This window comes from Ruminococcus sp. Marseille-P6503, from assembly GCF_900604945.1.
In the GTDB taxonomy this organism is placed as follows: Bacteria; Bacillota; Clostridia; order Oscillospirales; family Ruminococcaceae; genus FB2012.
Map to the genome: position 1 here is coordinate 1,276,829 of NZ_UWPB01000002.1, position 14,434 is coordinate 1,291,262.

Annotated in this window: 14 protein-coding genes; all 14 read left to right on the forward strand. The window is 44.3% G+C overall.

What is annotated here, in order from left to right; genetic code table 11:
* Positions 1–6 precede the first annotated feature (6 nt).
* Positions 7–1,794, forward strand: coding sequence for a type IV secretory system conjugative DNA transfer family protein (locus tag EIH25_RS12020; protein ID WP_124101269.1), 1,788 nt, complete (start codon positions 7–9; stop codon positions 1,792–1,794).
* Between the two features lie 3 nt (positions 1,795–1,797).
* Positions 1,798–2,055, forward strand: coding sequence for a helix-turn-helix domain-containing protein (locus EIH25_RS12025; RefSeq protein WP_124101270.1), 258 nt, complete (start codon positions 1,798–1,800; stop codon positions 2,053–2,055).
* Positions 2,056–2,320: 265 nt separating this feature from the next.
* The gene (locus EIH25_RS12030) at positions 2,321–3,238 is read left to right on the forward strand and encodes a conjugal transfer protein TrbL family protein (protein ID WP_124101271.1); all 918 of its coding nucleotides are present in this window, start codon (positions 2,321–2,323) and stop codon (positions 3,236–3,238) included.
* A gap of 57 nt (positions 3,239–3,295) precedes the next feature.
* On the forward strand, positions 3,296–3,988 hold the full coding sequence (locus tag EIH25_RS12035) for a metallophosphoesterase (RefSeq protein WP_124101272.1): 693 nt from the start codon (positions 3,296–3,298) through the stop codon (positions 3,986–3,988).
* 37 nt (positions 3,989–4,025) lie between these two features.
* Positions 4,026–4,289 (forward strand): hypothetical protein, encoded by a 264-nt coding sequence (locus EIH25_RS12040; RefSeq protein ID WP_124100705.1) that lies wholly within the window; start codon positions 4,026–4,028, stop codon positions 4,287–4,289.
* A 4-nt stretch (positions 4,290–4,293) separates the two neighbouring features.
* Positions 4,294–4,881 carry a hypothetical protein gene (locus EIH25_RS12045; protein WP_124100706.1) on the forward strand — a complete coding sequence of 196 codons (588 nt, stop codon included), beginning with the start codon at positions 4,294–4,296 and terminating at the stop codon, positions 4,879–4,881.
* The gene (locus EIH25_RS12050) at positions 4,871–6,694 is read left to right on the forward strand and encodes a DUF87 domain-containing protein (RefSeq protein ID WP_124101273.1); all 1,824 of its coding nucleotides are present in this window, start codon (positions 4,871–4,873) and stop codon (positions 6,692–6,694) included. The genes EIH25_RS12045 and EIH25_RS12050 overlap by 11 nt, the downstream gene beginning before the upstream one ends.
* Before the next feature lie 62 nt (positions 6,695–6,756).
* Entirely contained in the window at positions 6,757–8,010 is a 1,254-nt protein-coding gene (locus EIH25_RS12055) for a HipA domain-containing protein (protein WP_243113167.1), read from the forward strand.
* A gap of 292 nt (positions 8,011–8,302) precedes the next feature.
* Entirely contained in the window at positions 8,303–9,868 is a 1,566-nt protein-coding gene (locus EIH25_RS12065) for a hypothetical protein (RefSeq protein ID WP_124101275.1), read from the forward strand.
* A 30-nt stretch (positions 9,869–9,898) separates the two neighbouring features.
* Complete coding sequence (locus EIH25_RS12070) at positions 9,899–10,135, forward strand: DUF6103 family protein (RefSeq protein WP_124101276.1); 237 nt, start codon at positions 9,899–9,901, stop codon at positions 10,133–10,135.
* A 169-nt stretch (positions 10,136–10,304) separates the two neighbouring features.
* Positions 10,305–10,571, forward strand: coding sequence for a hypothetical protein (locus EIH25_RS12075; RefSeq protein ID WP_124101277.1), 267 nt, complete (start codon positions 10,305–10,307; stop codon positions 10,569–10,571).
* 348 nt (positions 10,572–10,919) lie between these two features.
* Positions 10,920–11,324 (forward strand): hypothetical protein, encoded by a 405-nt coding sequence (locus EIH25_RS12080; RefSeq protein ID WP_124101278.1) that lies wholly within the window; start codon positions 10,920–10,922, stop codon positions 11,322–11,324.
* A 100-nt stretch (positions 11,325–11,424) separates the two neighbouring features.
* Positions 11,425–12,756 carry an NYN domain-containing protein gene (locus EIH25_RS12085; RefSeq protein WP_124101279.1) on the forward strand — a complete coding sequence of 444 codons (1,332 nt, stop codon included), beginning with the start codon at positions 11,425–11,427 and terminating at the stop codon, positions 12,754–12,756.
* 24 nt (positions 12,757–12,780) lie between these two features.
* The coding region (gene mobP3, locus EIH25_RS12090; RefSeq protein ID WP_243113189.1) for a MobP3 family relaxase at positions 12,781–14,434 on the forward strand (1,654 nt) is incomplete at its 3' end.

Here is a 14,434-nt window from a genome sequence, read left to right on the forward strand (position 1 = left end):
GGCTATATGAATCAGACTCAGATAATCGGAATTATAGTCATGCTTGCGGTGTTCGCAGTCATGATGATTTTAGCTTACTGTTCCAACAATTATTCCCTCAATGGAATAAAGAATAAAACTGTGGGAAACGGCCAGCACGGCACAGCGAGATTTGCAACAAAAGCAGAGGTAAAAAAGACATATACCAAAGTCCCATTTGAGCCTGAGAAATGGCGTAAGGGCGAGAGTTTACCGCGCAGCTCCAACGGAGGTGTTGTTCAGGGTACTGTAGTCGGCTGCAGAACAAAAGGAAAAAAGACTGTCGCGCTTGTAGACGAGGGCGACGTTCATACCATGATGATAGGCGCTGCCGGAGTGGGAAAGACCGCATATTTTCTGTACCCAAATCTTGAATTCGCCTGTGCGTCCGGTATGTCCTTTTTGTCGACAGATACCAAAGGCGACGTTGCCCGAAACTACGGAACTATCGCTTCAAAGTACTACGGCTACAACGTTTCCGTGCTTGATTTAAGAAATCCAACACGAAGTAACGAGAACAATATGCTGCACCTTGTCAACAAATACATGGACGTTTATCTAAAGGACAAAAATGATCTGTCCGCAAAGGCAAAAGCGGAAAAATACGCCAAGATCACGGCAAAAACCATTATCAGCATAGGCGGCGCCGATTCCTCCGCAATGGGTCAGAACGCGTTTTTCTACGACGCGGCGGAAGGGCTGCTTGCTTCGCTTATTTTACTGATCGCGGAATTCGGAGAGAAAAACGAAAGGCATATCGTTTCCGTGTTCAAGCTTATTCAGGACCTGTTAAAGCCTATAGAGAGCGCCGGAAAACAAAAGCCGAAAAACGGCTTTAAGGTATTGATGGAAAAGCTGCCCGACGAGCACAAGGCAAAATGGCTTGCAGGCTCCGCCCTTCATTCCGCGGATCAGGCGATGATGTCGATCATGTCCACGGCGCTGTCAAGACTCAACAGCTTTATCGACTCGGAAATGGAGCAGATTCTGTGCTTCGGCACGGCGATCGACGCGGAACGTTTTTGCTCCGAGAAATCGGCGATATTCATTATACTGCCGGAAGAGGATCAGTCGAAATATTTCATGGTTTCATTGCTGATCCAGCAGCTTTACAGGGAAATTCTTGTGATCGCCGATGAAAACGGAGGCAAGCTTAAAAACCGCGTTATGTTCTACTGCGATGAGTTCGGAACTTTCCCTAAGATAGAGGGAGCAGAAGCGATGTTCTCCGCAAGCCGTTCAAGACGGATAAGCATTGTTGCGATTATTCAGTCCTTTGCGCAGCTCGATAAGAATTACGGCAGAGAGGGACAGGAGATCATAACCGACAACACGCAGCTGACCATTTTCGGCGGTTTTGCGCCCAATTCACAGTCTGCGGAAATTCTGTCCAAATCATTGGGAGAACAGACGGTATTAAGCGGTTCTGTTTCGCACGGCAGAGATAAAAGCCAGTCGCTGCAGATGATCGGCAGACCGTTAATGACAACGGACGAGCTTAAAAGTATGCCCAAAGGACAGTTCATTGTTATGAAAACAGGAACTCACCCCATGATATCTCCCCTGAAGCTGTTTTTCAAGTGGGGTATCAGCTTTGAAGAACCGTACAGCCTTGAGGATAAAGGCTCAAGAACGGTCACATATATGAAAAAGGAGACTTTGACGCGGGCGGCGGAGCTTAAATACGCCAAAAAGAAAATCGAGGCTCCGGAGGATCAGGCGGTAAGCTATGAGGATATGCTGAGAAAAAAGCTGCCAAAGACGGGAGGCGCATAACGCTTGAGGTTTTCAAGAGAGATATACGAATACGATCTGCCTCACAGGGCGGTGGCTGTGTATATGTACCTGTCCAACCGCGCGGGAAGAAAAAAGAAGTGTTTTCCTTCCGTTAAAACTATATCGGAGGATCTGAGCGTTTCAAAGTCAACGGTATTCAGGGCGCTGAACGACTTGGAAAAAGCAGGGCTCATAGAACGCAGGGAAAGGTACAGGACAAGCGGCGGAAGAAGCTCTAACCTTTACCTTATTAAAAGTTGATTAAATTGAAAACCGCTGTAGAACAGATCAGATATTACGTACAGCGGAATAATAAAAATAAGGAATACCGTCGGATAAATCCGGCGGTATTTTCATATATACGGAGGGTGAAAATGAATGCAAAGAGAAAACGGCGCGGAATATACAGGATATCTAAAAGGTATTCGCTGATACGGATACGCAGACGGCGCCGCTTTTACTGTTTTAAAAAATCATCAGAGGAAAAAATACGAACAGATCAGTTTGATCGGAAAGGAAAACGGCAATGTTTGAATGGATAGGCGACGCTGTGGAATGGGTAGGAGAAAAGCTGTTCGGGGTGGTGGAATCGGTAGGTTCGGCGATCTCCTCGGCTGTCTGGGACGTTATGCTTGAATGGATGTACGATACGATATACGGAGCGGTTGCCGATCTGTTCGGAATGATAAACGGAATGGGCGCGGGAATCTTTTCGCTTGCATGGGTGGAAGCCTTCCTTAAGCTTTTTTCCCTGTTCGGCTGGGCGCTGTTTGCAGTAGGGCTTGTTGTCGCTGCGTTTGATACGGCGATCGAATATCAGACGGGACGGGCGAATATTCAGGGAACGTGCCTTAACGTTCTTAAAGGTTTTATTGCTGTAATGCTGTTTACCCAGCTTCCTGTGGAGCTGTATAAATTCTGCATAACGCTTCAGAGCACATTCTCAGGCGATCTTCTCGGCTCGTTTATAGGGGCGAACAAGGGAGACCTCGGAGCTACGGCGACAATAGTGCTGCACTCTACGATAGGTTTATCAGGACTGCTTGGAATACTGACGGTTATCGCCCTTGCCTACTGCGTTTTAAAGCTGTTTTTTGCCAATATAAAAAGAGGCGGAATACTGCTGTGTCAGATCGCCGTGGGAAGTCTGTATATGTTTTCCGTTCCCAGAGGATACGCGGACGGCTTCAGCAGCTGGTGCAAGCAGATTTTCGCTTTGTGTCTGACTGCGTTTTTACAGACCAGCCTGCTGTTTTTGGGACTTCTTACATGGCAGACCAACAGGCTTTTAGGACTTGGAATAATGCTTTCGGCAAACGAGGTTCCGAGGATCGCTCAGCATTTCGGACTGGATACAAGCGTAAGAGTCAATATGACGAGCGTTTCCCACACTGTGAATACCGCCGTAAGGGCGGGTCAGTTCGTAGCGAAAAAGCTTGCGTGATTTAAGTTGACTTTGCCAGATTCCGGTGATATACTGTGTAATCAGGAGGGATGACGGATGATATATATAACCGGAGATACGCACGGAGATTTTAGGAGAATAAAGGAGTTTTGCAGGTTAGCCAATACGACGGCCGAGGACGTTATCGTTATACTTGGCGACGCCGGAATAAATTATTACGGTAACGAAAGCGACGGACGGTTAAAATATATTCTTTCCAAGCTTCCTGTTACACTTTTTTGTATTCACGGAAACCATGAAATGCGTCCTCAGAAGCTGCCGGACTATGAGCAGATAATATGGAACGGCGGAATTGTATACAAAGAAAGCAAGTATCCGAATCTGCTGTTTGCAGCCGACGGAGAAATATATGACCTGGACGGACTGAAATGTCTCGTAATAGGCGGAGCTTACAGCGTAGATAAGGGATACAGGCTTATGAAGGGATACGGCTGGTGGGATGACGAGCAGCCGTCGGAAGAAATAAAAAGAAAAACAGAGGCTGTACTGAAAGACAATCCTATAGATATTGTTCTTAGTCATACCTGTCCGTTAAAATATCAGCCTGCGGAGGCTTTTCTAAGCTGTGTAAATCAGAAAACGGTTGATACAAGCACAGAGATATGGCTGGATCATATTGAAGAAATTACAGACTATAAAAAATGGTACTGCGGTCATTATCATATCCGCAAAAGAACAGATAAGCTTCAGTTTATGTTTGATGACATTGAAGAATTAAAAATCCGCTGATTTGCAGCGGATTTTTTAATACCCGAAAGGAGAAAGTATGAAAAAAACATATATCTATCCCCAGAATATGAAAGCCGGATCAAGGCTGTGGCTGTGGAGTATAAGGGATTTCCTTATCATATGCCTCGGACTGATACTGTCCGTGGTTTTGCTGACTCAGCTCTGGACCTTTCTGCCCTTTGCGGTAACGGCTGTGTTTGCGTTTTTATCAATAAGACTTGAAGAAACCACGGTCATGGACTATATAGTCTGCGCCTTCCGCTTTTTTGTAACGGCGCAGCAGATATATTACTGGAGGTAACAAGATGAAAAACAAAAAATCAACGCAAAGCCTGTTCGGACTGAAAGGCTTCGGCAGATACGGACTGAAAACGGAAAAAGGCGAGCTGTCCTTTTTCAGCGTTCAGCCCACCAATATATCCGTATTGTCAAATGAAAATATTGATACGAAGATACGCCGCCTTATGACGCTGCTGAGCATGATACCGGAGCTTGAAATAATCTGTCTTGACAGCTGCGAATGCTTCGACGGCAACAAGATCAATATCAGAAACAGGATAGACTGCGAAGAAAATCCCGCTGTCATAAAGCTGCTGGAACAGGACATGGAGTTTTTAGACGACATTCAGCTTGAAATGTCTACCGCAAGACAGTTTATGTTCTGCGTAAGAACAAAGGACAAAAAGGAATCGCAGATATTTCAGCAGATAAACCGCGCTTCCAAAATAATATCGGAGCATGGCTTTGACGTCAGAAGAATGAATAAGGAGGATATAAAGAGAATGCTGGCTATTTACTTTGACGTCTCTATGAACGGAGATAAAATCGAGGACGCGGAGGGAGAAAAATATATTGAGCCGATACAGGATAAGGAGAAGCCGTATGCCGTTTAAAAAAAGAGCGATGACTCCGGAACAGGCGGAGGAAATCAGAATACAGGAGTTTTTTGACCGCGTCGTTCCCGGCACGGTCCGTTTTTTTACCGACCATTTTATTTGCGGCAATTCGTATAAATGCGTGTGGGCGGTCAGAGAATGGCCGCCTACCACCGAAGAACAGGCTATCCTCGCCCATCTTGCCGACAGAAGCTCGGTTACTTTAAGAATATATAACCGCCTTGTGGACAGCGCCGAGCAAAGGCAGATAATTCAGCACGCCGCAAGAAGAAACAAGCTTATGTCGACTGTAAACGACGTAACGGAATCGATTGCCGCGGAAAGCAATTTACAGGACGTTGTTCAGCTTATTGCCGATATGCGCCGAAACAAGGAACCGCTGCTGCACTGCGCCGTGTTTATCGAACTGAAAGCGGTAAGCGAGGACAAGCTTAAGGAGCTTCAGTCGGATATACTAATGGAGCTTACGCGCTCAAAAATAACTGTCGACAGACTGATTCTACGTCAGAAAGAAGGCATGCTCTCAGCTCTGCCGTTCGGATACAATGTGTTCGGCAGTCTGTATGAACGCGTTCTTCCGGCAAGCTCGGTCGCAAATCTCTATCCGCTGAATTACAGCGGAAAAACCGATGAAAAGGGCTTCTATATCGGAAAAGATAAGTTCGGAACAAACATTTTGGCGGACTTTGATAAGCGGAGCGACGACAAGACAAACGCAAACGTTCTCATTTTAGGAAACAGCGGTCAGGGAAAGTCGTACCTTATGAAGCTTTTGCTTACCAATATGAGGGAGAGCGGAAAAAGCATAATAATTTTATACGCTGAACAGGAGTACAAGGAGCTGACGGAAAATCTGGGAGGAACCTATCTCGATTTCATGTCGGGAGAATATATGATAAATCACCTTGAACCAAAAACCTTCGGCGAAACTGAGCGTGACGGACAGTCTCCGGAAGCGTTCAGAAGGGTAACAAGGCTAAGTCAGCACATATCATATTTAAAGGACTTTTTCAGAGCATACAAAGACTTTTCTGACAGCGAGATAGATACGATAGAAATTATGTTAATGAAATTGTATGCAAGATTCGGTATTGACGACCTCACTGATTTCAACAGGCTGAAGCCGGAGGATTATCCTACAATGACTGATCTTTATGAACTGACGGAAAAGGAATTCATGATTTTCGACGAGGAAAAGAAACGTTTGTACACAGAGGAAATACTGCAGAACATCTGTCTGGGACTGCATTCTATGTGCAGAGGAGCTGAAGCAAAATATTTCAACGGGCATACTAACGTTAAGGATTCAAAGTTTCTGTGCTTTGGAGTAAAAGGTCTTATGGACACCAACAAAAGGCTTAAAAACGCTCTTTTGTTCAATATTCTGAGCTACATGTCAAATCAGCTTTTAGGCGAAGGGAACACCGCCGCGGCAATAGACGAGCTTTATTTATTCCTTTCAAATCTGACAGCCATCGAGTACATCAGAAACGCCATGAAAAGAGTGCGGAAAAAGGAATCTGCAATGGTGATCGCAAGCCAGAATATCGACGATTTCCTGCTGCCCGAGATCAGGGAGCTTACTAGACCGCTGTTTGCTATTCCTATCCATCAGTTTCTGTTCAACGCGGGCAACGTAGAACCAAGAGCGTATACCGATATGCTTCAATTAGAAATGTCGGAGTTTTCGCTCGTAAAATATCCCCAACAGGGTCTGTGCCTTTATCGCTGCGGTAATGAGAGGTATCTGCTTCAGGTTCACGCGCCGGAGTACAAGGAAAAGCTGTTCGGCGTGGCGGGAGGAAGATAGTTGAATTATTATCGTTTGTATGGTATACTATTATTGATAAACTCAGTATTGGAGTGAGAAAAGTGAAATGCGTATTAATGCATAAAAAAATACCGGCAGCATATCTTGAGCTTGACAGCGAAACCGGATATATATTAAAAATATATGAGGTCTGCAGACCGGAACATCTGCCCGTAGGCGTTGGCTTTAAAAAGGGTATTGCCGACAGAGCGGCATTAAACGAATGGTGGACTGACAGAGCAATTCCGGCAAGCCGTTCAGGTATACATGAAGCAATGGAAGTCCTTAAAATCCATGATACAAAAACGCTTTTAACACGCTGTTTCGGATTGAGTTTATCGGATCAATACTGGATAAAGCCCGATAAAAGCGATGTGAAATGGGAAGCTATCAACTTTTTTGACAACCCGTTTTCCGACGACATCGGCGACGTTCTGTTCGGGAACAGCAATAAAACAAATGGATTTGATTTCAGTTCTCCCGACAATACCTCGGACGGCTGTCTGAAAAAAAGGTGGAAAATTATAGACGGAAAAAGGTGTCTTGTAAAAGGCGGCAGCAAACCGTTCCAACAGCAGCCGTTCAACGAGGCGATCGCGTCGCTGATTTGTCAAAGACTTGAGATACCTCATGTCGATTATTCCGTAATATGGAGCGGCGACGAGCCTTACAGCGTTTGCGAAGATTTCGTCAGTTCGGAAACTGAGCTTATAGGGGCATGGCGGGTGATCCAAACGCGGAAAAAGGATAACAGCGTCTCTGTTTACAGACATTATGTAAATTGCTGCGAGGCGTTGGGCGTAAAGAATATAGAGAGGTTTCTTGACCGCATGATCGTTCTGGACTATATCATAGCCAACGAGGACAGACATTTTAATAATTTCGGACTGCTGAGAAACGCTGAAACTCTGGAATGGATCGGCGCGGCCCCTATATTTGATAGCGGAACATCGCTGGGATATGACAGTCTGACGGTTCAGATAGCGAACAATAAGACGGCGCAGTGCAAACCGTTTAAGAAATCCCATATTGATCAGCTTAAGCTTGCGACGTCGTTTGAATGGGTGGACTTTGAAAAGTTATACGGAATAGAGGATGACATAAAGGAGATATTGTCCTCAGAAAACGCGGAAAAATATATTGACGAGCAAAGAAAAAATGCAATCGCTCAATCCGTTGCGAACAGGATCGAGATCGTGCATAGAATGGCTGCTGTAATGGAAAATACCATCGTTGACGACGTAAAAAACGATGTTGAAGAAAATATTGCAGAGGATTATTTGAAGGAAGTTGACGCGCATACCTTGGATATGTAACCATGTAATACAATTTTGAGAGCCGCATTGCCGGCTCTTTATTTGTTCTATTCAAATCTAACAGCCATCGAGTACATCAGAAACGCCATGAAAAGAGTGCGGAAAAAGGAATCTGCTAGAAGTGTCGGAGTTTCGCTCGTAAAATATCCTGAAAGAGGCTTATGCCTTTATATAGTGCTGCGTTATCGGCTCTATTTTTATAATTCCAAGAAAAAACCGCATATAGCTCTAATGGACGGCTGAAGTAAAACAGCCGTCCTTTTCATATATACAAAGGAAAGAAGGGTTGCGTATGAGTATAACGGCAGCGGCGGTCAAAAAAGCCGCGGCGGTTTTGCTTCCAAAGAAAAAGGTAAGGAAGGCTATAGGCTTTGCCGCCGCTTTTTTAATAACGCTCGCTCTGCTTCCGGTAATGCTGCTGCTGGCAATGGGTCATCAGCTGACGAAGGCGGAGGATGAATACGGAAATATAGATTTCAGTCAGTTTATGCAAAGTCTGTCTCCGGAACAAAAGGAGCGTTTCTCACAGATGGAGGAAGACGGCAAGGCTATTGAAAAGGAAATGGAAAAGCTCGGAATCAAGGATATGATCGTCAAAGCTCAGATAATATATCTCACATATTTTGACGACGTTCACAAGGATGAGGATTTTTTTGCGGAATACTGTTCGCTTTTCAAAGAGAACGATAATGAAAAGCTGATTGAAAATCTCGGTAGCAAATACAATCTGAGCATTGATTACAGCGAATTTATGCGGTCGTATTCTGTGATAGTAAACGTCAGCATAAATCCGTATCTGTTTGTGAATTTTGATTTAAAGAACAACATAGACCTGTCGGTCTGGGCAGAAAACGCATATAAAACTCAGTGGGGCTGTGTTCCCCATACCGACGGCAGTCTGCTGACAGATGAAAAATACAAGGCGCTAAAGGAAAAATATCCGCAGGATATCACCGCAGACTGCGGCAAATGGCTGAGCCGGAGAACTGTTGACAATTACAATTTGCTGAGATCGTATCTATGGTACGACCACGAAAGCGGAACGATTTCCGAGGATAATTATCCGATCTCCGATATGACCGTTCAGGAGCTGTTCGATTCGGCGGACGTAAAAGGAAATATCGAAACTCTTCCTCAAACCAAGGGTATAGCTGTTTTAAAAGAGAATACGATAGGTATTTATGTGGGAAACGGTAACGCGATATATGCGAAATCTGCCGAGGACGGGATAGTAAAGGAGAATATCTCAGCCGGAGGCTGGACCTCGTGGTTTGAAATACCGTGGATACAGTACGGCGATGAAAAAAGCTTCGGCAATGAAATCAAATTTGAAGAATATGACGCAAAGAAGAAAAATAATCTGGGACTTGTTCAGTGGGCGATCCAGGCTCATGAAAACGGCTGGGGATATGTTTACGGAACCTACGGAAACGTTTTGACGGAGTCGCTTTTACAGGACAGAGCCGCTGTGTTCGGCAGCGAGGTCACAAGCTATATGGACTTTATACGTTCAAACTGGCTCGGCAAAAGGACGGCGGATTGCATTGGGCTCATCAAGGGGTACGGCTGGTATGACAGCAAAAGCGGAGAAATAAAGGTCGGTTCTAACGGCATGGCTGATGTTGGAGCGAATGGAATGTTTGCTGCGGCGGAGGTCAAGGGCACGATAGATACCATACCGGAAGTACCCGGACTTGCCGTCTGGTCGGACGGTCACATCGGAATTTACATCGGAAACGGCGAAGTAATCGAAGCCATGAACACTCTCAGAGGCGTGACACGTACCAAACTTGCAGGGCGCGAATGGACGCACTGGCTTCAGATTCCGTATATCAGCTATGTTGAAGAAAAGGAGTAAAAATATAAGGATGGAAACGGAGATGAGTCTATGAAAAAGTCGGTTGCAGTTTCAGTCAATGAAGAAAAATTGTCAGCAATAGAAATGTATTTAGAGCAGAAGAACACTACGCTTGCGGCGGAGCTTAATAAGTATGTGGATCAGTTATATCAGAAAAACGTGCCGCAGAATGTGAGAGATTTTATTGACATGATGTCGTCAAAGAAGCCTTCGGCAAAACGTGGGAAGCCCTCGCCTGCCGAATCAGAAAAGCAGTCTGAGCAGTAACTCCCCCCTGTTCGCACCGTGTGCCGCTGTCTGAGATTGTTGCTGCGGAGCGTGAAGCGGAAATGAAAACGCAGGACTACATTCCGTTTGGCATAACCTTCGGATGAAAATAACCGATAAACCCGAACAGCTTACGTTCGGATTCCCAAAAACGTAAAGGAGATTTTGTATGAATTATAGAGGCTTATATATTTCAAAGTGCCGTGACACAGGCATTGAACGAGAGGACAAGAACGGCAATACGGTAACCGCAGAGGGCTGGTTTTATCAGGTTTTCACAGATGATTCGATGGCTGAGGAAATAGACAACTTCTGTGGAGCCGTAGGATATGAGCTGTCCGATGACAGTGAGGAAACCGCTGAGCAGTTCGCCCGTCAGGTCGTTGATATGGAAATAAAGGAATACCAGCGCTATAAAAACGAGCTTACAATGTGAGAGAACGTGATTTAACCGCCCTGTCGCCAACCGTGTGCCGTCGTGTGCGATTCTATAGGCGTAGGCAGGGTAAGTTTACCCTTAAGGACAAGCAGGGCTTATTCGGGGCTTTTTCGCAGAGTTTCAGAAAGGCGGAAAATATATGTATGAGGTGAAAAATTGTCTTGCAAGTTAAAACGTCGGGGTTGTAACCCCGACGCGGACACAGCGGACGGCAAAGCCGACCGCAATTTTGCGGGACTTGGGCAGTTTCATGGTAAGGGGTTGTAAATCCAGCCTTTCTGAAATTTAGGGGTTGTAACCGCAGAAAGCAAAGAAATTACGGCATATTTAAAGGAGTTGTAGCATATGAGTTTTGAGAATAAGGTCAAATTTGCTCTTTGGGCGTATCCTGAAACGCTGAAGAACGTAGAGGTCCATTACAAAAACGACAATTGCAGATCGCAAAGCGAGTTTATAGAGAAAGCAATTAAGTTCTACATCGGCTATCTCAGCGAGGAAGATAACATAAACTATCTCTCCCCTATGATAACCGAAACGGTCAAGGCGCAGATAAAGGGTACGGAGCAGCGGCTTTCAAGACTGCTTTTTAAAGTCGCCGTGGAGCTTGGAAAGCTTTCGCATATGACCGCCGCTGTAAACGAGGTTGACGATGAAACGCTGGACAAGCTTCACGCTATGTGCGTAAACGAGGTGAGGAAAATCAACGGCATCATTGATTACGAGGACGCGGCTGAATATCAGAACAGCTGATAAGCATATTACTGTTTTCTAAAAATTAACAAAATGTTATATTTAGTTCGAGTTCATATGATATAATTATTATTAATATGAAATGGAACGGAGAATACTGATGACAACCGATAAGAAAGATGTAACCGCAGCAACGGCGTACTTAATAGGCGTAAGCAAGCCGATTTTAGAAAACTGCTTTGACGAACAGTGTCATGAGCTTCTGCAGAAGCTGTACGAAGATCAGAATGCAACGGCGGTCAGATATTTATGCAAGCTGCGGTCATCGCTTTTTAAAAAGTTCAGTAAAACAGATACGGAAATAAGATACAACCTTAAAAATCTGGATAAGCTTGAATGGTTTGATCAGGATAATATTCATAAGCTTGAGCAGTGGGGCTTTCATATCATTCAGGCAAATATCCGTGCGGAGAAATATCTGACAGATATCTCAGTCCTTATTAATAACTGCATAGACAGATGCTCGTCGTTGTTTCCGGATTGGCTGAACTGGAACTATATAAAGGAGCTTTTTATTATACAAAATCCTGAAAGACCCGGAGTAATGGTGAGAGAGTTTGAAAAATACATGGGAAATATATCTTACTATCCCTTCAGTATGTATATCAATTGGACTCCTGAGAGTTGCGGAAGCTTACTCTATACCGACGGAAAGTTTTTAAATATTATTTACAGACAGCACGGAGACGTATTTACCGATAATACAAAGTTCAGGGACGCTCATGAGGAAACAAAAAACAACATATACGACTTTATAAGCTGCAGCTCTAAAGCGGCTATCGTTGTGGACTGTGAAAATTCAGACGTGTACAAGCTGTACAGCGTACTTAAAAATCTAAATCAGGACGAGCTGTCAAAGGTTGAAAAAATAGTTCTTTACGACGACAGCCATACTACCGAGGGCTGGGACTGGTTAGAAAAGTTTACCCGGATACCCGTTGAGCATGTAGAAGCAGACAGAGTAACGGGCAGAAAGTCTCTGGTGGATATTAAAATGACCGCCGGAGTTTGTACTGATTTTTATAAGAACGATATTACGTCATTTATTTTAGTGTCAAGCGATTCTGATTACTGGGGTCTGATTTCCTCTTTGACTGAAGCGAGATTCCTTGTAATGTATGAGTATTCGAAATGCGGAGAAGCAATCAAGAAAGCTCTTACCGAGCACGGCATATACTACTGCTCCATAGACGATTTCTGCTCCGGAAATATTGAAGAACTTAAAAAAGCGGTGCTGTTCGACATCCTTGAAAAGTATCTGCCCGACATTATATATCTTAACGGCAGAGAGCTTGTAAAACATATTTATGATGAAGCCCGTATTACGGCAGGCGATCAGGAAATGGACGTATTCTATAAGAAGTATATAAAGACGCTGAAGCTTAAAATAGACAACGACGGAAATTTCAGTATAGAGATCAGCAAATCATAGGAGATGATATAACTGGCGAAAATAATCGTAACAAGCCGTTATTTAAAAAGCGGCAGCGGAAACAGAAAACAGCTTTACCGCTATGTAAAATACGTCGCGACCCGCGAGGGTTCAGCGCCGATACCGAATACAAACGAACACGCTCCTGCCTCTAAAAAACAGCAGGAGCTGATTTTTTCTCTGCTAAAATGTTTCCCCGACGGCAAAGAGTTATTTGAATACGAGGACTACCAAAAGAATCCCACTATCAAAAACGCTTCCGCTCTCATATCGGAAATACTTGACCGGAACATGGACCGCCTTACAAGCCGTAAAAACTATGTAAGCTATCTTGCTAACCGTCCGGGCGCTGTTAAATTCGGTAAGCATGGTTTGTTCTCGCAGTCGGACGAGCCTGTCGAGCTTGAAAAGACCGCAAAAGAGATAGCGGCTCACGGAGGAAACGTCTGGACTCATGTCGTTTCCCTGCGCAGGGACAGCGCTCAGGCGATGGGCTATGACAATTTAAAAGCGTGGCGGGACTTAGTCAAGCGGCAGATCGCTAATATTGCAAAGAGTCAGAAAATCGAAATGAAAAATCTCAGATGGTACGCCGCGTTTCATGATAAGAAAACCAATCCTCACGCGCATATAATCGTGTACTCCGCCAACGAGCGCGAGGGATTCCTCACCAACCGCGGAATAGAAAAAATACGAAGCGGCTTTGCAAACGATATCTATCAGGACGAGCTGCACCATTTATATCAGCAGCAGACTGACCTGCGAAATCTTCTGAAAAAAGAGTCATCAGAGTTTATGCGTAAGCTTGTAAATGATATTGCAGGAAACGCCTTTGAAGATACGGAGCTGATAAAGCTTGTTGGTAAACTTAACGATCAGCTTAAATCTGTAACGGGCAAAAAAGTATACGGATTTTTAAAGCCGGAGGTCAAGCAGACGGTCAACGCAATTTTTGAAGCGCTTGCGGAAAATGATTCTATTCAGAAAATGTATATGCTGTGGTGTGAAATGGAACAGCAGAAGCACGACGTGTATTCGTCTGCAAAGCTTCAGTTTCCGAAGCTGACCGACAACAAGGAATTTAAATCCGTCAAAAACTTGATCGTTCAGAATGTGCTGGATATGAATAGTCCTGTTATTGATATTGAGATTGAAGAACCGGAACTGACAGAAAAAACTGATAACGATGATATAACAGATATTCCTCCGCAGATTGATGAGTTTGATAATGACAATCTAACCGCCGAAGATTTAAATCTGAACGTTGAAAATGAAGTAACAGTTGGTACTGATAGTACTGACAAAACTCCGAAAAGCAAATACTATTTAAAATGGAGCAATGAATACAAGGAAGCCTGCAGGATCATCTATGACAAAAGCCCGAAGCCTGAAGATTTTAAAAAGGCTGAACAGATTTTAATTTCTGAATCTGAAAAAGGTAATCTGCTTGCCATTCACGATTTAGGAAAGCTGTATTCCACAGATAAGCTCGGAGAAAAGAATGATGAAAAATCATTTTCATTTTACAGGGAAGCGCTTCATGCTTTTACGGTAATAGAACCGAACGCTGATTCCATGTTCCCCTATGAGCCGAGATACGAAGGTCAGAATATGAAGTCTGTGGATATGCGCTCTTACGTTTGGTACAGAATAGGCAAAATGCACTGCTACGGTCTGG

Coding starts and splice junctions, on each gene's coding strand:
- EIH25_RS12080 (WP_124101278.1), top strand. CDS start 10,920: ATGAGTTTTGAGAATAAGGTCAAATTTGCTCTTTGGGCGTATCCTGAA.
- EIH25_RS12035 (WP_124101272.1), top strand. CDS start 3,296: ATGATATATATAACCGGAGATACGCACGGAGATTTTAGGAGAATAAAG.
- EIH25_RS12030 (WP_124101271.1), top strand. CDS start 2,321: ATGTTTGAATGGATAGGCGACGCTGTGGAATGGGTAGGAGAAAAGCTG.
- EIH25_RS12075 (WP_124101277.1), top strand. CDS start 10,305: ATGAATTATAGAGGCTTATATATTTCAAAGTGCCGTGACACAGGCATT.
- EIH25_RS12020 (WP_124101269.1), top strand. CDS start 7: ATGAATCAGACTCAGATAATCGGAATTATAGTCATGCTTGCGGTGTTC.
- EIH25_RS12085 (WP_124101279.1), top strand. CDS start 11,425: ATGACAACCGATAAGAAAGATGTAACCGCAGCAACGGCGTACTTAATA.
- EIH25_RS12040 (WP_124100705.1), top strand. CDS start 4,026: ATGAAAAAAACATATATCTATCCCCAGAATATGAAAGCCGGATCAAGG.
- EIH25_RS12070 (WP_124101276.1), top strand. CDS start 9,899: ATGAAAAAGTCGGTTGCAGTTTCAGTCAATGAAGAAAAATTGTCAGCA.
- EIH25_RS12065 (WP_124101275.1), top strand. CDS start 8,303: ATGAGTATAACGGCAGCGGCGGTCAAAAAAGCCGCGGCGGTTTTGCTT.
- EIH25_RS12050 (WP_124101273.1), top strand. CDS start 4,871: ATGCCGTTTAAAAAAAGAGCGATGACTCCGGAACAGGCGGAGGAAATC.
- EIH25_RS12045 (WP_124100706.1), top strand. CDS start 4,294: ATGAAAAACAAAAAATCAACGCAAAGCCTGTTCGGACTGAAAGGCTTC.